21 protein-coding genes and 1 pseudogene are annotated in these 22,807 nt (G+C 61.1%); 10 read left to right on the top strand and 12 right to left on the bottom strand.

Annotated elements, in window-relative coordinates:
* The 3 genes and pseudogenes from ACFJIU_RS18060 (at position 1) to ACFJIU_RS18050 (ending at position 3,980) form a co-directional block, all read left to right on the top strand.
* A pseudogene (locus tag ACFJIU_RS18060) lies at positions 1-1,168 on the top strand (carbohydrate ABC transporter permease).
* Positions 1,168-2,841 carry an alpha-glucosidase gene (locus ACFJIU_RS18055; protein WP_379062131.1) on the top strand — a complete coding sequence of 558 codons (1,674 nt, stop codon included), beginning with the start codon at positions 1,168-1,170 and terminating at the stop codon, positions 2,839-2,841. Before ACFJIU_RS18060 ends, ACFJIU_RS18055 begins: the two are co-directional and overlap by 1 nt.
* Before the next feature lie 26 nt (positions 2,842-2,867).
* Positions 2,868-3,980: an ABC transporter ATP-binding protein gene (locus ACFJIU_RS18050; RefSeq protein WP_379062129.1), complete on the top strand. Its 1,113-nt coding sequence runs from the start codon at positions 2,868-2,870 to the stop codon at positions 3,978-3,980.
* Between the two features lie 72 nt (positions 3,981-4,052).
* On the opposite strand, the gene ACFJIU_RS18045 is transcribed toward ACFJIU_RS18050, so the two are convergent.
* From ACFJIU_RS18045 to ACFJIU_RS18020, 6 genes are all read right to left on the bottom strand, one after another.
* Positions 4,053-4,703 carry a dihydrofolate reductase family protein gene (locus ACFJIU_RS18045; protein WP_379062126.1) on the bottom strand — a complete coding sequence of 217 codons (651 nt, stop codon included), beginning with the start codon at positions 4,701-4,703 and terminating at the stop codon, positions 4,053-4,055.
* A gap of 169 nt (positions 4,704-4,872) precedes the next feature.
* Complete coding sequence (locus ACFJIU_RS18040) at positions 4,873-5,121, bottom strand: DUF680 domain-containing protein (protein WP_379062123.1); 249 nt, start codon at positions 5,119-5,121, stop codon at positions 4,873-4,875.
* A gap of 407 nt (positions 5,122-5,528) precedes the next feature.
* Positions 5,529-5,735 carry a DUF680 domain-containing protein gene (locus tag ACFJIU_RS18035; RefSeq protein ID WP_379062121.1) on the bottom strand — a complete coding sequence of 69 codons (207 nt, stop codon included), beginning with the start codon at positions 5,733-5,735 and terminating at the stop codon, positions 5,529-5,531.
* Between the two features lie 46 nt (positions 5,736-5,781).
* Complete coding sequence (locus ACFJIU_RS18030; RefSeq protein ID WP_379062119.1) at positions 5,782-5,994, bottom strand: hypothetical protein; 213 nt, start codon at positions 5,992-5,994, stop codon at positions 5,782-5,784.
* Positions 5,995-6,036: 42 nt separating this feature from the next.
* The gene (locus ACFJIU_RS18025) at positions 6,037-6,249 is read right to left on the bottom strand and encodes a hypothetical protein (protein ID WP_326895645.1); all 213 of its coding nucleotides are present in this window, start codon (positions 6,247-6,249) and stop codon (positions 6,037-6,039) included.
* Between the two features lie 661 nt (positions 6,250-6,910).
* Positions 6,911-7,138 carry a DUF680 domain-containing protein gene (locus ACFJIU_RS18020; protein ID WP_379062117.1) on the bottom strand — a complete coding sequence of 76 codons (228 nt, stop codon included), beginning with the start codon at positions 7,136-7,138 and terminating at the stop codon, positions 6,911-6,913.
* Positions 7,139-7,617: 479 nt separating this feature from the next.
* Here ACFJIU_RS18020 and ACFJIU_RS18015 point away from each other — a divergent pair, with 479 nt between their 5' ends.
* Positions 7,618-9,066 carry an aldehyde dehydrogenase family protein gene (locus ACFJIU_RS18015; RefSeq protein WP_379062115.1) on the top strand — a complete coding sequence of 483 codons (1,449 nt, stop codon included), beginning with the start codon at positions 7,618-7,620 and terminating at the stop codon, positions 9,064-9,066.
* Between the two features lie 115 nt (positions 9,067-9,181).
* Here the strand turns inward: ACFJIU_RS18015 and ACFJIU_RS18010 are convergent, their stop codons facing one another.
* From ACFJIU_RS18010 to ACFJIU_RS18000, 3 genes are all read right to left on the bottom strand, one after another.
* The gene (locus tag ACFJIU_RS18010) at positions 9,182-9,892 is read right to left on the bottom strand and encodes an MBL fold metallo-hydrolase (protein WP_379062113.1); all 711 of its coding nucleotides are present in this window, start codon (positions 9,890-9,892) and stop codon (positions 9,182-9,184) included.
* 10 nt (positions 9,893-9,902) lie between these two features.
* On the bottom strand, positions 9,903-11,069 hold the full coding sequence (locus ACFJIU_RS18005; RefSeq protein WP_379062110.1) for a diphosphate--fructose-6-phosphate 1-phosphotransferase: 1,167 nt from the start codon (positions 11,067-11,069) through the stop codon (positions 9,903-9,905).
* Positions 11,070-11,238: 169 nt separating this feature from the next.
* The gene (locus ACFJIU_RS18000; RefSeq protein ID WP_379062108.1) at positions 11,239-12,036 is read right to left on the bottom strand and encodes a L,D-transpeptidase; all 798 of its coding nucleotides are present in this window, start codon (positions 12,034-12,036) and stop codon (positions 11,239-11,241) included.
* A 462-nt stretch (positions 12,037-12,498) separates the two neighbouring features.
* Here ACFJIU_RS18000 and ACFJIU_RS17995 point away from each other — a divergent pair, with 462 nt between their 5' ends.
* Positions 12,499-13,122: a LysE family translocator gene (locus ACFJIU_RS17995; RefSeq protein ID WP_379062105.1), complete on the top strand. Its 624-nt coding sequence runs from the start codon at positions 12,499-12,501 to the stop codon at positions 13,120-13,122.
* A gap of 34 nt (positions 13,123-13,156) precedes the next feature.
* Here the strand turns inward: ACFJIU_RS17995 and ACFJIU_RS17990 are convergent, their stop codons facing one another.
* Positions 13,157-15,940, bottom strand: a complete 2,784-nt coding sequence (locus ACFJIU_RS17990; protein ID WP_379062102.1) for an autotransporter outer membrane beta-barrel domain-containing protein — start codon at positions 15,938-15,940, stop codon at positions 13,157-13,159.
* Between the two features lie 259 nt (positions 15,941-16,199).
* On the opposite strand from ACFJIU_RS17990, the gene ACFJIU_RS17985 reads away from it, so the two are divergent.
* Both ACFJIU_RS17985 and xylB read left to right on the top strand, forming a co-directional pair.
* Positions 16,200-17,525 carry a tetratricopeptide repeat protein gene (locus tag ACFJIU_RS17985; protein WP_379062100.1) on the top strand — a complete coding sequence of 442 codons (1,326 nt, stop codon included), beginning with the start codon at positions 16,200-16,202 and terminating at the stop codon, positions 17,523-17,525.
* Between the two features lie 215 nt (positions 17,526-17,740).
* On the top strand, positions 17,741-19,192 hold the full coding sequence (gene xylB / locus ACFJIU_RS17980; protein WP_379062098.1) for a xylulokinase: 1,452 nt from the start codon (positions 17,741-17,743) through the stop codon (positions 19,190-19,192).
* A gap of 42 nt (positions 19,193-19,234) precedes the next feature.
* Here xylB and ACFJIU_RS17975 read toward each other — a convergent pair whose 3' ends face one another.
* Positions 19,235-19,594, bottom strand: a complete 360-nt coding sequence (locus tag ACFJIU_RS17975; RefSeq protein ID WP_379062095.1) for a nuclear transport factor 2 family protein — start codon at positions 19,592-19,594, stop codon at positions 19,235-19,237.
* Positions 19,595-19,812: 218 nt separating this feature from the next.
* Between ACFJIU_RS17975 and ACFJIU_RS17970 the strand changes: the two genes are divergently transcribed.
* Together ACFJIU_RS17970 and ACFJIU_RS17965 are read left to right on the top strand one after the other, a co-directional pair.
* Positions 19,813-20,322 (top strand): GNAT family N-acetyltransferase, encoded by a 510-nt coding sequence (locus tag ACFJIU_RS17970; RefSeq protein ID WP_379062092.1) that lies wholly within the window; start codon positions 19,813-19,815, stop codon positions 20,320-20,322.
* Between the two features lie 259 nt (positions 20,323-20,581).
* Entirely contained in the window at positions 20,582-20,782 is a 201-nt protein-coding gene (locus tag ACFJIU_RS17965; protein WP_379062090.1) for a hypothetical protein, read from the top strand.
* Between the two features lie 13 nt (positions 20,783-20,795).
* Here the strand turns inward: ACFJIU_RS17965 and ACFJIU_RS17960 are convergent, their stop codons facing one another.
* A complete protein-coding gene (locus ACFJIU_RS17960; protein WP_379062088.1) occupies positions 20,796-21,776 on the bottom strand; it encodes a GlxA family transcriptional regulator in 981 nt (326 codons plus the stop codon).
* Positions 21,777-21,852: 76 nt separating this feature from the next.
* Between ACFJIU_RS17960 and ACFJIU_RS17955 the strand changes: the two genes are divergently transcribed.
* A complete protein-coding gene (locus ACFJIU_RS17955; RefSeq protein ID WP_379062085.1) occupies positions 21,853-22,770 on the top strand; it encodes a 3-keto-5-aminohexanoate cleavage protein in 918 nt (305 codons plus the stop codon).
* Positions 22,771-22,807: the final 37 nt, after the last annotated feature.

The raw sequence follows: 22,807 nt of genomic DNA, 5'->3' as shown, positions 1-22,807 counted from the left end.
ATGGCGCAGGCAAGCGGCAAATCGGCGGGTCGGTCTTCCCTTGGCACTTGGGGTGTCCATATCGCTGCACTGCTTTTCGTCGTGGTCTGGACGATCCCGACACTCGGCATTCTGGTCACATCGCTGCGCGACAAGGACCAGATCGTCGGCTCGGGCTGGTGGGCTTCCTTCTTCAGTTCGACGCAGGTGCAGCAGGTGCGCCTGGCCGCGCCTGACAAACAGACCGAGAAGGACGGCAAGTTCATCATCGAAGGCAATGTCTTTGAAAATCCGAGCACCAGCCAGGTTTCGGCTTTCGGTGCCCGCGCCCAGGAGCCGACCAAGTTCCAGGTTGGAACAACGGCCGATCTCGGCGACGGCGAAACGCTGCAGATCAACGCCGACGGCAGCTACGTGCAATCCTCCACGAAGAAGTTCGAAGGAACGCGCGGCCAGCGCGTCTACTTCTCGTCGACCGTCCCGCCAAGGTTCACGACCGAGAACTATGGCAACGTGCTGACCTCAGAGGGCGTCGGCCGTTCCTTCCTGAATTCGCTGACTGTGACCATTCCCGCGACGATCATCCCGATCATGATTGCCGCTTTCGCCGCTTATGCCCTGCGCCTGGATGCGGTTTCCGGGGCGCGCGCTGCTGATCGCCGTCATCATCGGCCTGCTGGTCGTGCCGCTGCAGATGGCGCTCATCCCGTTGCTTGAAATGTACAATGGCGTCGGCAATCTATTCGGCGTTCCCTCCAAGACTTATCTCGGTATATGGCTTGCGCATACGGGCTTCGGTCTGCCTTTCGCCATCTACCTGCTCAGGAGCTATATCGCCGGCCTGCCGCGCGAGATCATGGAATCGGCTCGCATCGACGGCGCCAGCGATTTCGAGATCTTCATGAAGATCGTTCTGCCGCTGTCCTTCCCGGTGCTGGCCTCCTTCGCCATCTTCCAGTTCCTGTGGGTATGGAACGATCTTCTGGTGGCGATGGTTTTCCTGGGGACCGGCTCCAACGAGCTGGTGCTCACCGGCAAGCTCAACGCGCTGTTGGGATCGCGTGGCGGTGACTGGGACATCCTGACGACGTCCGCCTTCATCACGATCATCCTGCCGCTGATCGTGTTCTTCTCATTGCAGCGCTACTTCGTGCGTGGCCTGCTGGCAGGTTCGGTAAAAGGAGGTTGATGGTGAAGCAAGCGGTGCAGCGCATGGCCAAGGCAGCCATGCCGGCGGTCGATCGCGACTGGTGGCGCGGCGCGGTGATCTACCAGATCTATCCGCGCTCCTACCAGGACACGAACGGCGACGGCATAGGCGATCTCAAGGGCATCACCGCCCGGCTTGGCTACATCGCTTCACTGGGGGTGGATGCGATCTGGATATCGCCTTTCTTCAAATCGCCGATGAAGGATTTCGGTTACGACGTCAGCGACTATTGCGACGTCGATCCGATGTTCGGCTCGCTCGCGGATTTCGATGCGCTGGTGGCGGAGGCTCATCGTCTCGGCCTCAAGGTGATGATCGACGAAGTACTGTCGCACACCGCCGACATCCACCCCTGGTTCGTCGAAAGCCGGTCCAGCCGCAACAATGCGAAGGCGGACTGGTATGTCTGGGCCGACGCCCGACCGGACGGCACGCCACCCAACAATTGGCTGTCGATCTTTGGTGGTTCAGCCTGGCAGTGGGACACCCGCCGCCAGCAATACTACCTGCACAACTTCCTCTCCGAGCAGCCGGACCTGAATTTCCACAACCGGGAGGTCCAGGACGCGCTGCTCGGCATCACCCGTTTCTGGCTGGAGCGCGGCGTCGACGGCTTCCGTCTCGACACGATCAATTTCTATTTCCACAGCGAGGGCCTGGAGAACAATCCGGCGCTTCCGCCGGAAGAGCGCAACGACCAGACCGCGCCGTCGGTGAACCCTTATAACTACCAGGACCACATCTACGACAAGAGCCGGCCGGAAAACCTTGGTTTCCTCGAGCGCTTCCGCTCCCTGCTGGATGAATATCCGGCGGCAGCGGCCGTCGGCGAAGTCGGCGACTCCCAGCGTGGGCTGGAGGTTGTCGCTGCCTACACCGCGGGCGGCAAGCGCGTGCACATGTGCTATTCCTTCGATTTTCTGGCGCCCGAAAAGATCAGTGCCGCCAAAGTGCGTGCCGTGCTCGAAGCCTTCGGCCGTGTCGCCAGCGACGGCTGGTCCTGCTGGGCTTTCTCCAACCACGATGTGGTGCGCCACGCCTCGCGCTGGGCCACCAGCGAGGCTGACCCGGTTGCCTATCTCAAGGTCGTGTCGGCCCTGCTGCTGTCGCTGCGCGGCTCCGCCTGTATCTATCAGGGCGAGGAGCTTGGTCTCGGCGAAGCCAATCTGGCCTTCGAGGACCTTCAGGATCCGTACGGCATCCGGTTCTGGCCGGAATTCAAGGGCCGCGACGGCTGCCGCACGCCCATGGTTTGGGAAGCCGCATCAGCCAATGGCGGTTTCTCGAGCGCCAAGCCATGGCTACCGGTGCCGGGCGAACATCTGTCCAAGGCCGTCAATGTCCAGGAAAGCGACCGCACCTCGCTGCTCCAGCACTATCGCCGCTTCCTTGCCTTCCGCCGCGCCCATCCAGCGCTGGCGAAGGGAGACATCGAGTTCGTGCAGGGGCAGGGTGACGTCGTCGTCTTCTCGCGCCAGGAAGGCAATGAACGCATCGTCTGCGCCTTCAATCTCGGCAACAGCATCACCGAAGTGGATCTCGGTGGCGGACGTTCCTTGCAACCTTTGCCGGGGCATGGTTTTTCTTCGCAGTCGGGGACCGGCAAGCTTCGCCTTGGCGGTTATGGAGCCTGGTTCGGGCGTCTTGCCTGAGCCGACAGAACAAAAGGGAGGAAACAATGGCCGATCTGACCCTCAGGCAGGTGAAGAAGTCCTACGGCAACATCCACATTCTTCACGGCATCGACCTCGACATCAAATCGGGCGAGTTCATCGTGTTTGTCGGTCCGTCCGGCTGCGGCAAATCCACTTTGCTGCGTTCCATCGCCGGCCTTGAGGAAATCACCTCGGGCGATTTGAACATCGCCGGCGAGCGGGTCAACGACGTGCCGCCGTCGAAGCGTGGCATCGCCATGGTCTTCCAGTCCTACGCGCTCTATCCGCATATGACGGTCTACGACAACATGGCTTTCGGCATGAAGATCGCTGGCGAGAAGAAGGAAGAGATCGACCGCCGCGTCAAGCAGGCCGCGGAGATCCTGCAATTGACCAAATATCTCGACCGTCTGCCCAAGGCGATGTCTGGTGGTCAGCGTCAGCGTGTCGCCATTGGCCGCGCCATCGTTCGCAATCCAAAGGTGTTCCTGTTCGACGAGCCCTTGTCGAACCTCGACGCTGCCCTGCGCGTCGCTACCCGCATCGAGATCGCCAAATTGAAGGAATCGATGCCCAACACCACCATGATCTACGTTACCCACGACCAGGTCGAAGCGATGACGCTGGCCGACCGCATCGTCGTGCTGAAGGACGGCCATATCGAGCAGGTCGGTACCCCGATGGAACTCTACAAGCGGCCGGGCAACCTGTTCGTCGCGCAGTTCATCGGCTCGCCTGCCATGAACATCCTGCCGGCGACGGTTGAAAAGTCGGGAGCTTCGACCTCAATCAGCCATGTCGACGGCCGCAAGGCTTCGGTGCCGATCGCAACGCCGGCCGGCGCGCAGGGGGCGGCAATCTCGTTCGGCGTGCGGCCGGAAGATCTCTCCATCGCCACGGGTTCGGACTACCTGTTCGAAGGCAAGGTCGACTACATTGAACAGCTTGGCGAAGTGCAACTGGTCTATGTCGATATCGGCCGTGGTGACCAGCCGCTTACCGCCAAGTTGCCAGGCAATGTCGAAGTACAGCGGGGCAGCAGCCTGAAGCTCACCGCCAGTGCCGAGGACCTGCATATCTTCGACGCGGATGGTCGCTCGTTCGCTCACTATGAAGCGGCAGCCAAGGCCGCTTGAGGCTGGCCAAAACTACGGACAACAAGAGGGCTGCGCGGCCCTCTTGTATTTTGAACGCCTGACAGGCCGATGTCAGTTGTCGTCTCTGGCGACAGTGAGGTGCGTCGCTTTTTTCGTCAGCACCCGATCGGTGATGCGATAGCCAAGCGCCGCAAGGTCGATATCCGAGAACAGGTTTTCGCCGGAACCCATCAGGAAGGGCGAGACGGCGAGATGCAGGTCGTCGATGAGCCGCGCCTTGAGATATTGCTTCAGCGTCTCTACGCCGCCGCCGATCCGGATATCCTTGCCCGCCGCCGCTTGCCTGGCTTGCACTAGCGCGTCCTCGATGCCGCCAGTGACGAAATGGAAAGTTGTGCCGCCTTCCATTGTGATGGGCGCACGGGGGTGGTGCGTCAGCACGAACACCGGCACGTGATAGGGCGGGTTGTTGCCCCACCAGCCTTTCCAATTTTCGTCCGGCCATGGACCGCGTACGGGCCCGAACATGTTGCGGCCGAGAATCCAGGCACCAAGATTGTCGAAACTGCGCATGGCGAATTCATTGTCGACGTCCTTCAATCCCTCTTGCTGGCCAACCATCTTCTGGAAGGTGTCGGTTTCGAAAAACCATTCATGCAACTTTTCGCCATTCTCACCGAGCGGGTTTTCCAGGCTCTGGTTCGGCCCGGCGCCGTAACCATCCTGCGAAATCGAGAATGCGCGAACCACCAGTTTGGACATCACAAGCTCCTATAACCGATTGTTATTTGCAACTGGTTATACGGTGGCTGATTGTGAAATGCAACTGGTTTTCCTGCGCACCGAAACTCGCCGCAGGTCAAACGGGTTGCGACAAAACAAAAGCGGCGGGCAAGCCCACCGCTTTTCGCATTTCGGATAAAGCCAGCTGTCAGCGGTTGCCGAAATGGTCAACCCGATAGTCGATGGCTGCCTGGTCGGCCTTGTCGGCGGAACTCAGCTTGCCACCACCTAGCCACTCGGCAGCAACACTGTGGGTGGCGATCGAGGCGGTGTGTCCCGTATCGACAGTCGTCGCATAGGGATTCGAGCCGGCATAGGCATCAAAATTGTCGCTACCTGCGAAAGCGGCGCCAGAGGCAACCAGAAGAGCGGCAGCGGTAAGGGCAAGGGTCTTCATTTTCAAACTCCAACGTTCGGGTTTTTTCCGTCCGTCAGCGGCGTGTTTCTTGGGAGGTCATCGCGTCGTTCGGACAAGACATAAATGAAAACAGATGGCCAAAGGTTCCCATCACAAGAATGTTTATCGCGATGTGATGATTGCCTCTTGAAGTTTTGCGTGATCTTCACAGCAACAAGCAAAGATGTTTGTTTTCGAGGGGGTGAGGGGAGGTGAATTTATCCTCGGATAATCCGACACTGCGATGCGCGGAATTTCGTGAGCCGAGTGTCAGATGTTGATAGAAATCGGAGTCTGGTCGGAGATAGTCACAAGAAGACTATTCCAGGTTGCCATATAAACAGAAAAAGCGGCGGGCAAGCCCACCGCTTTTTGAGGCTGGATGCCGGCTGGCGCCGGCTGCCAGATTAGCTGTTGCCGCCGAGACGCGGAGCACCGTCGGTGACCGTCTTCACGGTTTCCTGCGAGGAAGCCGAACCATTCTGGATCGAAGCGGTATAGGAGCTGTCGACGTTCGAATAGGTGTTGTTCGAGCCGTAGTGGTCGCTGCCGTTGGCGAAAGCGGAGCCGGCGGCAACCAGGAGGGCGGCGGCGGTGAGAGCAATGGTCTTCATTTTCGTATCTCCAATTGGGATGATCAGTTGATGTTTCGGTTGGTGATTAGCTGTTGCCGCCGAGACGCGGGGCACCGTCGGTGACCGGCTTCGCGATCGTACCGAAGTCATGCTTGGCAGCGTCAGCCTTGACCGAAGCGGTGTAGGAGCTGTCGACGTTCGAATAGGTGTTGTTCGAGCCGTAGTGGTCGCTGCCGTTGGCGAAAGCGGAGCCGGCGGCAACCAGGAGGGCGGCGGCGGTGAGAGCGAGGGTTTTCATTTTCGTATCTCCAAATGAGAATGGTTGATGTGTTGGCTGTGATTAGCTGTTGCCGCCGAGGCGGGGGGCACCGTCGGTGACCGGCTTCGCGATCGTGCCGAAGTCATGCTTGGCAGCGTCAGCCTTGACCGAAGCGGTGTAAGAACCGTCGACATTCGAATAGGTGAAGTTCGAGCCGTAGTGGTCGCTACCGTTGGCGAAAGCCGAACCGGCGGCAACGAGCAGGGCAGCAGCAGTAAGAGCGAGGGTTTTCATTTTCGTACTCCAAAATCTCTTTTTCCGTCCGTCACGCGGCGTGGTGTCTTGGGAGGCAATCTCGTCGTTCGGACAGCACAGAAATGGGATTGGCCCGCAAAAGGTTCCAATCACGAGAATGTTTAGCAGCCATGCAAAAATGGCTCTTGAAGTTTGATTTTGGTGACACAAAGGCTTTGTATACACGTTTATTTTCAATGGCTTATGGTGCCGTCAGGCGACTGGTATCAAAATGCATACTGAACCATCGTTCAGTGCATTCTGAACGGATTGTCTCCATTTAATGAACAAAAGGATGGTTTTTGGCTTGAAAATGTTGACGTCGAGAAGAGTCGAAATCATCATTTCTGTGAAGCTGTGAAGCTGTGAAGCTGTGAAGCTGTGAAGCTGTGAAGCTGTGAAGCTGTGAAGCTGTGAAGCTGTGAAGCTGTGAAGCTGTGAAGCTGTGAAGCTGTGAAGCTGTGAAGCTGTGAAGCTGTGAAGCTGTGAAGCTGTGAAGCTGTGAAGCTGTGAAGCTGTGAAGCTGTGAAGCTGTGAAGCTGTGAAGCTGACTGCGAGAGCCGACAGGAATCGGTGGGGAGTGTTCAAACGAAAAAAGCGGCGGGCAAGCCCACCGCTTTGTTTTGTGCCGACCAGAGGCCGGCCATTGCGTCAACTGCGATCAGCTGTTGCCGCCGAGACGCGGAGCGCCATCGGTGACCGGCGTTGCAACGTTGTTGACGTTGATGTCATGCGAGCCACCCTTCACCGAAGCGGTGTAGCCGCCGTCGATGGTCGAGCCAAGCGCCTGCGGGTTGGAACCGGCATAGGCATCAAAGTTGTCGCTGCCTGCGAAAGCCGAACCAGCGGCGACCAGGAGAGCAGCAGTAGCAAGAGCAATCTTTTTCATTTTCGTACTCCGAATATCAATGTCTGTCCGTCATGCGGCGTGTTCTTGGGAGGAATTCGCGTCGTTCGGACAGGGCATATCTGGGAAAGCCACGGCCAGGTTTCCAATCACGAAAAAGTGCCGCCTGGACCACGGGAACGGTCCTTGAAACCGCCAGCGTGAGCTCTAAATCTGAGAAATACTGTAATGATTACAATCAGGTACGAACGATGACCATTGGCTGATATGCAAAAGGATACTAAGCCGGCGTTCATGACGTCGTGCACGCATCGTCAACCGATTTCACCCCACAATCACTCCGGGAAGGCTTGAAAGCCTTCTTGTTTTCATCCGCTGGCCTCACGCAGGCCCCTCGCTGAGGCTTGAGCCGCCCCTCAAGGCAAGGCTAGAACACTGCCGCAACACTAAAAACCATGTCGGTTTCACCGCCCGTGCCAACCGGGCCGGCTGTTAAAGCAGTCGTGAACAGGGAGAACAGAATGCTGCGTAAGACGGATTTCTTCATTGACGGCAAGTGGGTCGCGCCGGTCGTGGCCAAGGAACTCGAAGTCATCAATCCAGCTGACGAGCAACCCTTTGCCGTCATTTCGCTGGGCTCTGCCGCCGATGTCGATAAGGCAGTCAATGCTGCCCGCCGTGCTTTCGAAAGCTGGAGCCGGACAAGCCGCGAGGAGCGTCTTGCGGCGCTGGAGCGGCTGCTTGCCTCTTACAACAAGCGCATGAACGACATGGCCAAGGCCATTTCGGACGAGATGGGGGCACCGATCAAGCTGGCGCTGGAGGCCCAGGCAGCCTGCGGTGCCGGGCACATCAAGGCGTTCATCCGCACGCTGAAAGACTTCCATTTCGAAACGCCGCTCAGCGAGCGCAACAAGGAAGAGCATATCGTCTATGAGCCGATCGGTGTCTGCGGCCTGATCACGCCATGGAACTGGCCGATGAACCAGGTGACATTGAAGGTCGTGCCGGCCCTTGCCGCCGGCTGCACGGTGGTGTTGAAGCCGTCCGAGATCGCGCCGGTCTCGTCCATCGTTTTTGCCGAGATGATGGAAGAGGCCGGTTTCCCTGCCGGCGTGTTCAATATGGTCAATGGCGACGGCCCGACCGTCGGCGAGGCGCTGTCGCGTCATCCCGGCATCGACATGATGTCCTTCACCGGATCGACCCGCGCCGGCATTGCCGTGGCCAAGTCTTCCGCCGACGGCATCAAGCGTGTTGCCCTGGAACTCGGTGGCAAGTCGCCGAACATCGTCTTTGCCGACAGCGATCTGCCGGATGCGATCGCGCGCGGCCTGGCGCATTGCTTCGAAAACACCGGCCAGTCCTGCAACGCACCGACCCGCATGCTGGTCGAGCGGCCGGTCTATGACCGTGCTGTTGGCCTTGCCGCCGACTACGCGGCCACCGTCAAGGTCGGCAATCCGGCCGAGGATGGTGACCATATCGGTCCGCTCTCTTCCGAAGTGCAGTTCAACAAGGTGCAGAGCATGATTGAGGCGGGAATCAAGGAAGGTGCGCGTGTCGTCGCCGGCGGTCTCGGCCGTCCCGAAGGCTTCAACCGCGGCTACTATGTGCGCCCGACCGTCTTTGCCGACGTCAACAACGACATGACCATTGCCCGCGAAGAGATCTTCGGGCCGGTGCTGGCAATGATCCCCTTCGACACGGAAGAGGATGCGATCGCCATTGCCAATGACACGCCTTACGGCCTGTCGGGTTATGTCCAGACGCAGGACAAGGTCAAAGCGCAGCGCGTGGCACGCCAAATCCGCGCCGGCATGGTCCAGATCAACGGTGCCGATCGGCCCTACGGCAGCCCCTTCGGTGGCTACAAGGCCTCGGGACTCGGCCGCGAAGGCGGCAAGTGGGGCCTCGAGGACTTCCTGGAAGTCAAGGCGATCTCCGGCTGGGATGAGCAGGTCGGGTAACCCGACCAGGTCGGTTAAACCGACGCTGCTCTTGCTGCTTGCGTAAAGAAAAGGCGGCGCCCTGGGCGGCGCCTTTTCTGTTTGCCCGGCGCTCCACACTTGGTTTTTGTGGAATTCAGCCGATGCCCAGGTAAGCTCGGGCAATCTCCTGCATCCGGTTGCGATCGAAGCTCGGGCCGTGGCCGCCATGGCCCATGCTGATCGGCAGTTCAAGCAGCCGTAGCATGGTGTGGCGATAGATGGCTGGATCGGAATCGGGCAAGTCGTCGAGCAACGTGTCGTCATAGATGGCGTCGCCGCTGAAGAAGATCCCGTCGCGCTCGTCGAAAAGCGCGATCGAATCCGGCGAATGGCCAGGCAGGTGCAACACACTGAAGCGCCGGTCACCCAGGTCGACAATGTCGCCCTCGCCGAGAACCCGCGTCAGCGGCGCCGGTTCGATGCGATAGGTTTCGCGGCTCCAGCCGGGGTAGGGCAGGCGCGACACTGCGCCTTCCAGTTCACGGAATTCCTGGGCGTAGGTGGCGGCGTCACCCATCAAGGCGAATTCGGCTGCGCTCTGCCGCGGTCCAGCGCGCTCGGCGAATTCGTGCAGCGATCCGACATGGTCGAGATGGATGTGGGTTGCGACCACCAGCAGCGGCTTGCCTGTTGGCGTGTCGATTTCCGGAGCCAGCGGGCAGATCCCCATGCCGGTGTCGACCAGCAGGTCGGCGTCTCGCCCTTTGAGATGCCAGATATTGGCGCTCATATAAGGATGCACGAACGGTTCGGTGATCCGCGTCAGCGCGGGATCGACCGCCTTCCTGCCGAACCAGCCCGTCATGCCGGCACCCTTATACGAATGGCTTGCCGACCTGGTACTTGGCTGGAACCAGCCGGTTCAGGTAGGCAAGGCCGGCATCGGAAAGTTGGTTGGCGTCCTCGAGCATGAAGTCGTCGGGCATATGCCTGGTCTTGGCGGCAACGCTGCTCAGCGGCACTTTCCTGAACACGGTTTTGCTGCCGTCATATTGCAGCGCCACCGAGCCGCCGCCCTCGGCGGCCACGCCGACAGCGAAAGCGCCGGCATCGAAGGCTTCCTGCGCGTCGACTGGGCTGATCGCACCGATGTAGCCGCGTGGCATGTAACCGAGCGCGTCGACGCGGGCGCGCTTGCCGGGCAGCTTTTCGGCCAGCGCCTGTTCGAAAGCGCGGTTGAGGTCGCTGCCCGAGAGCTTGACGTTGCCATGCGCGTCCCGCTCGACTTTGTCGGACCCGACGATGGTTTCGACCAGTGAGCGGCCGTCCGCGGTCGACACGCCTTCGGAGACGGCGACGATGCAGCGCTTGTGCCTGGCCATTGTCGCTTTCACATCCTCGATGAAACGGTCCACCGAAAAGGCCCGCTCCGGCACGTAGACAAGATGCGGGCCGCTGTCTGCATCCATCCGCCAGGCGGCGGAGGCAGCGGTGAGGAAACCGGCGTGACGACCCATGACGATTCCGACATAGATGCCGGGCAGGGCACGGAAATCGAGATCGACCGACAGGAAAGCTCCGGCGACGAATTCCGCCGCCGAGATGAAGCCCGGCGTATGGTCGTTCTCGACAAGATCGTTGTCGATTGTCTTGGGCGCATGCACGAAGGCGATCTTGCCGCCCGCCGCATCGGTCAGGATCTGCTGCGTGCCGGACGTGTCGTTGCCACCTATATAGATGAAGGCGTCGGCTCCAGCTTTCTGCAAGCCTTGCAGCACCAGGTCGCAATAAGCGGCATCCGGCTTGTCACGGGTCGAGCCCAGGGCGGCCGAAGGTGTCCGGCCGATCAGCCTGAGCTGGTCCTCGCGCATGTCGGTCAGGTCGACATAGTCGCCGTCACGCACGCCGCGCACGCCGTGGCGTGCACCGAGAACACGTGCGCCGGGATGTTTCTTGCGGACTTCGAGGACCGCGCCGACCACCGTCTGGTTGATCACAGCGGTGGGACCGCCACCCTGGGCGATGACAAAAGTTCCGGCCATTGTTCGATCCTCCCGATGCGTCTCAAGAGGAACTTTCGCCTGTATTCAGGCCCGACGCAACGGGGAATTCAATCGATTAGGAAGATGGGGAAATAGGGCAGTATGGGAATAAGGCAGAAAGATCGGAGGGCTGTTGCCCACTCCCCTACTGCCTTAATGCCTTACCGCCTTAAGCCACGACAATCGGCACCTTGTTCGGCGAAGCCTTGACCCGGTTGTAAAGATCAATGACGTCCTGGTTGATCATGCGCACGCAGCCGGACGAGGCCTGTGTGCCGATGGTCCACCATTCAGGCGAGCCATGCACCCGGTAGCCCGTGTCCTGGCCGTCCTTGTAGATATAATGCGCACGCGCTCCGAGCGGGTTGTCGAGGCCGCCCGGCTGGCCGCCCGCCCATTTCACCAGCTCCGGCTTGCGCGCGATCATTTCCCGGGGCGGCGTCCAGGTCGGCCATTCCTTGGTGTATTGGATCACCGCACGGCCACTCCATTCGAAACCGGCCTTGCCGATACCGACGCCATAACGGATCGCTTCACCGCCTTCCTGCACCCAGTAGAGATGGCGTTCATTGAGCCTGACAACGATGGTGCCGGGCGCTTCTCCGGTGGGGTCGACGACGATCTGGCGGCGAAACTCCGCCTTGACCTTCTGGAAGGGAATGGCGGGAACAACGAAGCCATTGTCGGTCAACGAGGCATACATTGCGCTGTTGTCGGTAATGTTCCTGTCGACGCTGATCGGCGGGATCGGGCGGATCGAACCGGTCGACATGTCGTCGAGCGGAGGCATTCCGTTCGATGGGCCGACCGGTCCGAGCGAGGGGAGGTCGAGGGTCTGCGAGCAGCCGGAGGCGCCAAGCAGGGTCATGATGCCGAGGCCGGACAGCACGCCACGGCGGGAAATGATGGTATTGGACTGCGGGAAGTCGACGCTGGACGAAGGCGTCAGGTCTTGCGGCTTACGCATGCACACTTTACCCCATACGAACGGACGGGCCCACATGCCCGCCGGATGCGTCGCATTTTCACGATTCATGGTTTAAAAAGCGTGAAACCCTTGCGCGACCTGCTTTTGCGGTCTCCATGTCGATTTGGCTACGTCTGCGCCGCCTCACTTCCGGTCGCTCCCGCACCAAAACTCCTTGCTTCGGTCACAATGCCGGCACGGGTCGCACTTATCCCTTCCCCCGATCCTTGAGCACCGATTTTTTGAAACGGGAACGGGCCTTCACATGGCGGACCGCGACGACCGATATGGCATTGCTTTCATCGGCCACCATGGCCATCGCGTGCGCTGGCGCGGCCGGTGTGTCGCGCGCACCGAGCGACGCGATCTTATGCCCGCCTGCGGCGCCAGAGTGTATTGCAAAAACCGCTTTACATCCGCCTGAAGGCAGGGATTTATCCTGTTCTTTAACAGGAGAGACCCATGTCCTTCGAGAATTGGGCAGCTTTTGCTGCCGCATCTTCCATCCTTCTCATCATCCCAGGGCCCACCATCCTGCTCGTCGTCTCCTACGCATTGGGCCAGGGCTGGCGCACGGCGCTACCGATGGCGGTTGGCGTGGCGCTCGGCGATTTCACCGCCATGACGCTGTCGATGCTTGGCATCGGCGCATTGCTGGCAGCTTCGGCCACCGTCTTCACGGTCCTCAAAGTGATCGGTGCCGCCTATCTCGTCTATCTCGGCATCAAGCTGTTTCGTGCCGGCGGCACGCTTGAGGCGACGCCGCGCCATGATGCCGTGTCGGCGGCGAAGATGATGGCGCATGCCTGGCTGGTCACGGCTCTCAACCCCAAGAGCATCACCTTCTTCGTTGCCTTCCTGCCGCAGTTCATCGATCGGCACGGCAATTTCTGGACGCAGATGGCGATCTTCGAGGCAACCTTCCTGACGTTGGCTTTCGCCAACGCCTTCGGTTACGCGCTGGTCGCCTCCCGGGCACGCAACGTCGTACGCAATCCCAAGGCGATCCGCGTTTTCAACCGCACCGGTGGTACGCTGCTTGTTGGTGCCGGCATCGCCACTGTGGCGATGCGGTCCGGAAATTGAGACGAAGGGCGGGGCCGGTCAGCCCCGCCATCACTTACCATTTCACGCTGACGCCCAGATTGCCCTCCCAGACCCGGCGCTTTTCTCCGCCGAGATTGGTCGTGTAATCCGCCGTCGCAAAGACGCTCAGCGTTTGCGAAAGCCTGGCCACCACGCCGCCACCGACTTCGAGTGACGTGCCGCCGCGCTCGACATCGATCGGGTCGCCACCGAAGTTCACGCGGTCGGTGGCGTCGAAGTCGTGCCAGAGATTGGCTTTCAGGTAGGGTTGCAGCACCGCGCTGCCCATCGGCATCGCGCCTTGCAGGCGCAGGCCAAGGCGGCCGCTGACGCTGTCGTCATTGTCGAAGGAGACAGTGGAGAACCGGTCTCGCTGCCCGTCGAGCGACAGGTGCTGCCAGATCAGCTGGGCCTGCGGTTCCAGTGTCCACTCCGATGAAAGCTGGATCGGATAGCCGCCCTCGAGCGACAGCGTGACGCCGGTCCCGTCGACGTCGATGCCGACATCACGATTGGATGTGGCCTTGCCATCGAGCCATGTGCCCATGACGACGCCGTCCAGATACCAGCCGCCCGGCCCGATATGGGTCCAGTAGGCGCCAAGGCTCGTGGCGTTGAGGTCGAGGTCGCCGACACCGAGATTGTTCCAGCCCAGCGCCTGGCCGCGGATGTCGCCGTCCATGCGGGTGTGGCCGATGAATAGGCCCGCGCGGTTTTCATGTCCGGCCGGTCCTTCCCAGCCGATCAGATCGGTGCCCAACTGGAAGCCGAACAGATGGCCGTCGAATGTTGGCGCAACGGTACCGCCCCATTCTACCTCGGCGTCCTGGCCGAACACGCGGCCCCAGCTTCCAGGCACCATGCCGACGCCACCGAGCAGCGCCTGCTCGCCGCGTCGCTCGTGGAAGGTACCGAGATTGGCGCTCATCAGATAATAGCCGGCTGGTGGCAGCACCGCATAGGTCGGCACTTCGACGCGGTAGAGCGGCACAGCAGTACCCGTCACCCGGGTGGCGCCAGGGGATGGCGGTGTGGCGCTCCCATCCGTTGGTGGTGTTGTCGTCGGCACGTCTGGCGGCGGTGGTGGTGGGTCTGGCGGTGCCACCGCCGGCGGCGGTGGCGGAGCCACCGGCTGCTGGTCGGTTGGGGTCACCGGTGGCGCGGGGTCGACGGGATTGGGATTACCGGGCGTAGCCTCCGGTGGGACCGGTGGCGGCGGCGTGACCGGCGGCGGCGCTGGCGGTTCCGGCTCCGGCGGTATTGGCTGCGGCGGTGGCGGCGTCGGTTCCAGCGGATCCGGCCCCGGGGCCGGATTGGATGTGATCAGCGTCGAGCGCAGATACCAGTTCTCGTTGCTGCCCGCGCTGACACCGCCTTTGAAGAGGTAATATTCGTAGGCACCGGCCGCCACTGGTCCGTTGAGTGCGAAGGCCCCGGCGGTGGTGGCGCCTCCGTTCACGGCCTGCACCACCATGATGCCGTCTTGTGTCGTGGCCGCGCCGGCACCGCCGACATTGACAACGGTGATGCTGGTTCCGCCGCTTGCCGTGCCGCCGGAAATGACCAGTCTGTCGGACGCCGACGAATCGTCGCCGAGCGCGGTCTGCAACAGCAGCAGGCCATCACTGCCGGTGTAGTTGCCGGCAATGGTGAAGGTGTCGGTCAGGCTGTTGCCGCCATTGGTGAGATCGATGCGCCCGGCATTGACGACATTGGCAAGTTGTCCTGCCGTGAAGGCCGAGACCCCGCCATTGCCGCCGCCGCCATAAAGCGTGCTGGTTGCGTCGACGTTGAGCGTGCCCGTGCCGGTGCCGGTATCGCCAAGTGCCAGCGTCCCGCCGAATTTGAGCTCGGTATCGTTGGTCGCGTTGACGCTTTCCCAGTTCTGCAACCGGGAGACATTGGCAAAGTCGACATTGGAAAGAGTGATGGTGTCGGCGCCGAGCCCGCCGCTGACCGCTTTCGTGGCACCGAGATTGCCGTTGTTGAGGTTGCTCAGCGTGGCGGTGTCATTGTCGCCGCCGAGGTCGATCGTGCCGTAGATGATGCCGCCATTGCTCCAGGTGAATGCGTCTTCTCCGAACGAGAGCAGGACATCGCCGCCGATAGAGCCGCCTGTCACCGTCACGTTGTCGTTGCCGCCGCTGACGCTGATGTTGCCGCCGATCGTGCCGCCGGAAATGATGACCGTGTCCTGGTCGAAGCCGGTGACGAGGTTGCGATCGATGACGCCGCCGGACATGTTGAAGTAGTTCTTGTCGAGCTTCATGTTGACGCGGCCGATGCGTCCGCCACTCATGAAGGCCTGGTCGCCGTCGTCGAAAAAGTCGACGATACGGCCGCCAGACATGAAGAAAGTGTCGAGTGCGTCGCCCTGATTGAGCGAACCGATCTGGCCGCCGCTCATCTGGAAGTTGTCGATGCCTGCGCCCTGCTGGACATTGCCGTTCACCGTGCCGGCGCCGATGACGAAGCTGTCCTGGCCATCGCCCTGATCCACTGCACCGGTGATAGTGCCGGATTGCATCTCGATGCGGTCGGCGCCAGCGCCATAGGTGACGTTGCCGGTGATCTGTCCCGTGCCGCCAGCCGGAAAGACCAGCGTGTTGTTGCCGCCGGTATCGACAAGGTTACCGACAGTCGTGCCGCTGTCGCAGATGACGGTGTCATCGCCGGGCGAGGTCGCAAGCACACAGGCCGCCGAAGCGGGGGAGGACGGCAGCACGCCGAGAAGGAGCGAGGTGGAGGCCAGCAATCCAAGTTTGCTGCGCACGGATAACCTGACCCGGTTCGGCCGGGTCGAGTGGTGTTGCCGCATGAATGTCGTCCCTCTCAATTGCCTGTTTTTGCTGGTCTAGGAACCTTTCGTCTCGACAACCCCGTTGATATCCCCGCACCGCCGATCAGGCTGGCTGCCACAAAGAAGCCATGATTTGGCGTGTGCTTCCAAACACGGTTTGTTGCCATGGTTTATGATTTGCGAATATTCGAACATACGGACTTTTGGGCAAGACCGCGCTTTCCTTGAAACATTTCCGTAAATCATATTGCTTGGCGGTGGACAGGACTGAACAGCGATGATGACCCCCGACACATCCGGCCTCGCTTTGACCGGCGCCTCAGGGAGTGCCCGGGAGCACTATCTGCGCGGCCTCTCCGAGTTGCAGCGTTTCGTTGGCGATCCCGTCGGCTCGGTCGACCTGGCTATCGCCGAGGCGCCCGGCTTTGTCATGGCGCATGTGCTGAAGGGCTACCTGTTCGGTCTGGCGACGGAACGCGAGGCGATGGTTGTCGCACGTGCCTGCCACGAAGCCGCACTGCCGCTCGTCGCGACTGCGCGTGAACAGGGCCACGTCATGGCGCTTGGCCACCTGGCTGCGGGACGCTGGCACGAAGCTTCGCGTGTACTGGAAGACCTCACGATCGAGTTTCCGCTCGACGCACTGGCCCTGCAGGCCGGTCACCAGATAGATTTCTTCACCGGCAATGCCCGCATGCTGCGTGATCGTATCGGTCGTGCTCTGCCGGCGTGGGACAAGGCGATGCCGGGTTGCCACGCCATTCTCGGCATGCAGGCCTTCGGGCTGGAAGAAACCGGTGACTACCGACGGGCCGAGCAGTTTGGCCGTGCCGCCATAGAACTCGAACCACGTGATGGCTGGGCGCAACACGCTGTGGCGCACGTGATGGAGATGCAAAGCCGCCAGCGCGACGGCATTGCCTGGATGCACGCCAACAAGGATGGCTGGACGCGTGAGAGCTTCCTGCAGGTACACAATTGGTGGCATCTGGCACTGTTCCACTACGATCTCGGTGAGACCGAAGCGGTGCTCGCGCTGTTCGATGGTCCGATCTACGGCAAGCGCTCGACATTATCGCTCAACATGGTCGACGCATCCGCGATCCTGTGGCGTCTCCATCTCGGCGGGATCGATGTCGGTGACCGCTGGGCCCACCTGGCCGCAAACTGGGCGCCGAAGGCTGCCGCGGGCAACTACGCCTTCAACGATGCCCATGCCATGATGGCCTTTGTCGGCGCCGGACTGGAGGCGCCGGCGGGAACGCTGCTCGAAACGCAACGCGAGGCGATGCTGGCGGGTGATGACAATGCTGGCTTCACCCGCGATGTCGGCCATCCCGTGACACTGGCGGTGAAAGCCTTCGGCGAAGGCAACTATGCCGAGACTGTGCGGCTGCTGAGACCCATACGTGCTGTCGCGCACAGTTTCGGCGGCAGCCATGCGCAACGCGACGTCATCGATCTGACCTTGATCGAGGCCGCGCTGCGCGACGGCAACACACCATTGGCAAGAGCGCTGACAGCGGAACGGGCGCTGGCACGACCTGAAAGCCCCTTGTCGACACTGTTCATGCAGCGCGCCTCCACCCTGGACGCGAATTGACCAGATCGGGCCATTAAAGTAGAACTGGCGACTATATTTTTCGGTACTCGAAAAATATAAGAAGGTGCGATGGAACGACACCGGAGCGTTTCCGTTTTTCACGGAAACGCGGAAACGCTCTAAGTTTTTGTTTTCGCCGCATTCTTGTAACGCCAAGTGATTCCACTTGGCTACAAAATGCTCTAGGTCGCGCGTCGACCAGATGGGAGGAAGGCATGTATCTCGGGCTCGATCTGGGCACTTCCGGTATCAAGGCACTGTTGATTGATGACGGACAAGCCATAATCGGCTCCGGGCATGCCTCGCTCGACGTGTCGCGTCCACATCATGGCTGGTCTGAACAGGATCCAGCCGAATGGGTTCGCGCCTGCCGCGAGGCCATCGCCGAATTGAAAGCTGCCCACGGCAGGGAGTTTGCCGCGATCAGAGGCATCGGCCTGTCCGGCCAGATGCATGGCGCGACGTTGCTGGACGCCGGCGATGCCGTGCTGCGCCCCTGCATCCTGTGGAATGATACACGCAGCTTTGCCGAAGCCGCGAAACTCGACGCTGATGCACGCTTCCGCAAGCTCACCGGCAATATCGTTTTTCCGGGTTTCACCGCGCCCAAGCTAGTCTGGGTGCAGGCAAACGAACCGGCCATTTTTGCAAAGGTCGCGAAGGTCCTTTTGCCGAAGGATTATCTGAGGCTCTGGCTGACCGGCGAGCACATTTCCGAAATGTCGGATTCTGCCGGCACCTCCTGGCTCGATGTCGAAAAACGGCGCTGGTCGCAGGAGCTTCTGGCCGCGACAGAGCTCGCTGAAAGCCACATGCCGGCGCTGGTCGAAGGCACCGAACGGGCCGGTGGACTGCGCGCCGAGCTTGCCTCGGAATGGGGTATCAATGCCGGCATTCCTGTTGCCGGAGGCGCCGGCGACAACGCCGCTTCCGCGTGTGGCATGGGCACGGTCGGAGAAGGCCATGCCTTTGTTTCACTCGGTACATCAGGCGTGCTGTTTGCCGCCAACGCGTCCTATCTGCCCAATCCGCAGAGCGCGGTGCACACTTTCTGCCATGCCTTGCCGGCGACATGGCACCAGATGGGCGTCATCTTGTCGGCGACGGATTCGCTCAACTGGCTCTCGAACATCACCGGCAAAACTGCCGGTGAGCTGACGGGTGAACTCGGCGATGCGCTGAAGACGCCCGGTGGTGTCACCTTCCTGCCTTACCTGTCGGGCGAGCGTACGCCGCACAACGATGCCGCCATTCGCGGCGCCTTTGTCGGGCTCGAGCATGAATCGCATCGGGCTGCGCTAACCCGGGCCGTTCTGGAAGGGGTCGCCTTTGCTTTCCGCGACAGTCTGGAGGCCCTGCGCACGGCAGGAACCACGCTGCAACGCGTGACGGCGATCGGCGGTGGCTCGCGCTCGCGTTATTGGCTGAAGGCGATAGCCACCGCGCTTGGCATTCCGGTCGACGTACCCGCCGACGGCGATTTTGGCGCCGCTTTTGGCGCGGCGCGGCTTGGGCTCATCGCAGCAAGCGGTTCGGATCCGCTCGTGGTCTGCACGGCTCCTGCCGTTGCGACGACAATCGAGCCTGAGCAGGCCTTGGCTGCTGCCTTCGAGGATGCCTACAAACATTATCGCGCACTTTATCCTGCGATCCGCGGGACGATGTAGGTCCGGCCCTCCCGGAAGGGAGGGCAATGATATCAGCCGCTATTACGCCGGCACCTTGTCGAGAAAACCGGTGACGCTTTTCAGTCGACCATTCTCGATCACGCCGATATCCGTGCCTTCGATCACCGAATCGGTGCCTTCCGGGCCGAGGTTCCATGCGAAGCGGATGAAGTCGCCGAAACCGTCAGGCGTGCCGCGCAGCGAGAAGCGGAAGCCCGGGAAGCGCTGCTGTACGCCTTCGATCAACTGGGTCATGCCATCGTGGCCGTCGCCCTGCATGATCGGGTCTTGGTAGCTGACGTCCCGGGTGAAGGCGGCGTCGAGCAGGCCGGCGCGGCGTGTTGCGTCCGTCTCGTTCCAGGCAGCGAAGTAGTTCTGGGCGATGGCGGTGAGGTCGGTCATGATCAGGTTCCTTTGTTTCGGGTTTTGACGATGACCTTTTCACCCGGCGACAAAACGGAACCAATTACGCGGCAGGTAATCGGCGTGATGTCCTTCACTGATCCGCGCCGTGCTGGTCCAGTACCGGGGGGAAGGAGGCGCTTGCTAAAAACGCTGTTCCGGGCGAGATCGCGGCAATGGCCATGGCGCCCGCACGCGGTTCGCAGGAGTTTATGAAAATGACGACCGGTGACGTTTCGCAGAACGGTAAGGCAAAAACTCCCGAGATCATCGTTCGGCGCGCGACCGAGGCAGATTTTCCAGATCTGAAGCGGATCCTGGGCGAGACTTTCGCAAGCACATGGCAGCCTGAAATCACGGCAGAGGCCGCCCGGCGTTATCTGGAGACGGATGTCGGCGGCCGGTTCGTCGAGGAGCAGGGCCTCGATTTCCTTGTTGCCACGGTCGATGGGGATGTCGCAGGGCTCGTCAGCTGGCAGGACGATTTCATCGATGCCCTGCATGTCAGCACGCGCCATCAGCGTCTCGGTATCGGTCGCGCGTTGATGATGGAAGCTGAAAAAGCCATGCAGGCCGCTGGCCACGCACAGGTGCGGCTCGAGACCGACAGCTTCAATCAGCAGAGCCAAGGCTTCTACAAGGCGCTCGGTTATGAAGAGAAAGGCCGCTATCCCGACCTGGAGTGGGAGAGCGATCTGACGACGGTGGCGTTCGAAAAGAAATTCTAGGATCGCTTAGTCGAATAAGCGCTGGTGAAATAAAATCACCGCATCTGCACAAATTCGTGACTCAATTTTCTCCATTCGCCTTTCAATCGCCTTGAGCTTGCCTTCAAGAAGCCGTCACAGGTTTCCTATATACAGGCCTCGCTAGAGCGTTTCGCAGAAACGCGGAAACGCTCTAACCCTTGTTTACGCAATTCCGGACGCAAAACCGCTACGCACTTTTGCTGGAATTGCTCTGGCACGAACCGAAAGGAGGCGAAGAATGCAGACCGAACACGAAATCGACGCTCTTCTGTCGCGTGAGCATGCCGGCTCGATCATCGACCGGCTGATGTCGATGCCGCGCCCTGCCAGCGATGCAAAGGTGGCCAATGAATGGGACCGTGCAGTGGCAGGCCGCTTCGAGGCGCATCTTGCCAGGCAGATGCGTGACCTCATTGACGGACCTCGCCGCGCTGCCTGATCCGGGCGGCGATCTAGCTACCTCTTACCTTCGTCGGCGCTTCGCCGAACGCTTTCGAAAATGCTCTGGAAAATGCCGCTGCGGATGAAAATCCCGTGCGTTCGGCAATGTCCGTCATGGCGATGCGTGTATCCACCACGAGGCGCCTGGCCGCACCGAGCCTGAGCCGCAGATAGTACGCCCCCGGCGTCTCGTCGATCGAGCCGCGAAAGATGCTCTCCAGCGTGCGGGCGGTGACGCCCGCACGTTTTGCGATTGCGGCGATCGTCAGCGGTCGATCGACATGTGCCTCCATGAGCCGGATGGCCTGGGCAAGGCGCGGATCATAGCCGTCGAGCCGTCCAAGCGAGACGAGTGGCTGCGCATCGGTTGCCGCGCGGGCCTGATCGTAGATGAAGACACTGGCGACATCGAGCGCCACGGCCATGCCGAGCCGCGAGCGCACCAGATGCAGCATCAGGTCGAAGGTCGGTGAGGCGCCACCCGAGGTGAAGACAGGGCCGTCGATGACATAGCGGTCGGGCCGAACGTCGCTGCCGGGAAAGGCCGCGGTGAAATCCTCCATGTCTTCCCAATGGGTCGTGGCGCTGCGTCCTTCCAGCAATCCGGCACGGCCGACGAGCCAGGTTCCGGCCTCGACACCGCCGACCGCACGCGCGGTACGGGCGGCGCGTCTCAAGCCTGCCAGCAAAGCCGACGTGGCGTAGTTCTGCGTGCCGAAACCGGCAATCACCACCAGCATGTCGGCGGCTTCGGCCGGGTCGAAACGCCCCGAGACGGCGACGGGCAAGCCGCAGGTGGTCACTGGCGCATCGCCGGTCATGGACACGAGCCGGTAGTCGAACAGCGTCTCGCCGGTGATGCGATTGGCTGCGCGCAGTGGATCGATCGCGGACGCCACGCACATGATCGACGAACCGGAGAAGACAAGCAGGGTGACCTTGAGCGGCGCGCGCTCGGCAAGAAAGATTGAGGGCCTTTCGGTTTTTGCCATGTTTGGTTCGTAAAACGCAAAACAGACTTCGGCAAGCGGCGCGATGATCCGTCAAAGCATTTCGGGAGGAAAAGCGATGCCGCTTGCGATGAACCGCGAGGTCTTCATTACCTGTGCCGTGACCGGGTCCGGCGGCACGCAGGACCGCAGCCCACATGTGCCGCGTTCGCCCAAGCAGATCGCCGACTCGGCCATCGAGGCGGCTAGGGCGGGTGCTGCGATCGTGCATTGCCATGTCCGCGATCCGGAAACCGGCAAGCCGCGCCGCGACATCCATCTCTATCGTGAAGTCACCGAACGCATCCGTGACGCCAATGTCGACGTCGTCCTGAACCTGACCGCTGGCATGGGCGGCGACATGGTGTTCGGCGACGTCGAAAATCCGCTGCCCCTGAAACAGCAGGGCACCGACATGGGTGGCGCCAGCAACCGTGTCGAGCACGTGCGCCAGTGCCTGCCCGAGATCTGCACGCTGGATTGCGGCACGATGAATTTCAATGAAGCCGACTACGTCATGACCAACACGCCGGGCATGCTGCGTGCCATGGGCAGCATGATGACGGCGATGGGCGTGAAGCCGGAAATCGAGGCGTTCGACACCGGCCATCTCTGGTTCGCCAAGCAATTGGTGGAAGAAAAGGTTCTGGCGCCCGATGCGCTGGTGCAACTGTGCATGGGGGTGCCGTGGGGTGCCCCGGATGATCTCAACACCTTCATGGCGATGGTCAACAACGTGCCGAAGGAATGGACGTTCTCGGCGTTCGCGCTCGGCCGCAACCAGATGGCCTACGCTGCCGCGGCCGTGCTTGCGGGCGGCAATGTCCGCGTCGGGCTGGAAGACAATCTCTGGCTGGACAAGGGCGTGCTTGCCACCAATGCGCAGCTGGTCGAACGTGCGGTCGGCATTATCGAAAATCTCGGCGCCCGCGTGATCGGGCCGGAAGAAGTCCGCAAGAAGCTCAACCTGACCAAGCGCGCGCCGCTGGCGGCATAAGCTTCGAAAACTTGAAGCCGTTTCGGGGAACGACAGG

Origin of the sequence: Mesorhizobium sp. UC74_2 (assembly GCF_042701485.1) — a bacterium.
In the GTDB taxonomy this organism is placed as follows: Bacteria; Pseudomonadota; Alphaproteobacteria; order Rhizobiales; family Rhizobiaceae; genus Mesorhizobium.
Note: the sequence above shows the minus strand (reverse complement) of the source record. Positions and strands in the feature narration are given on the sequence as shown.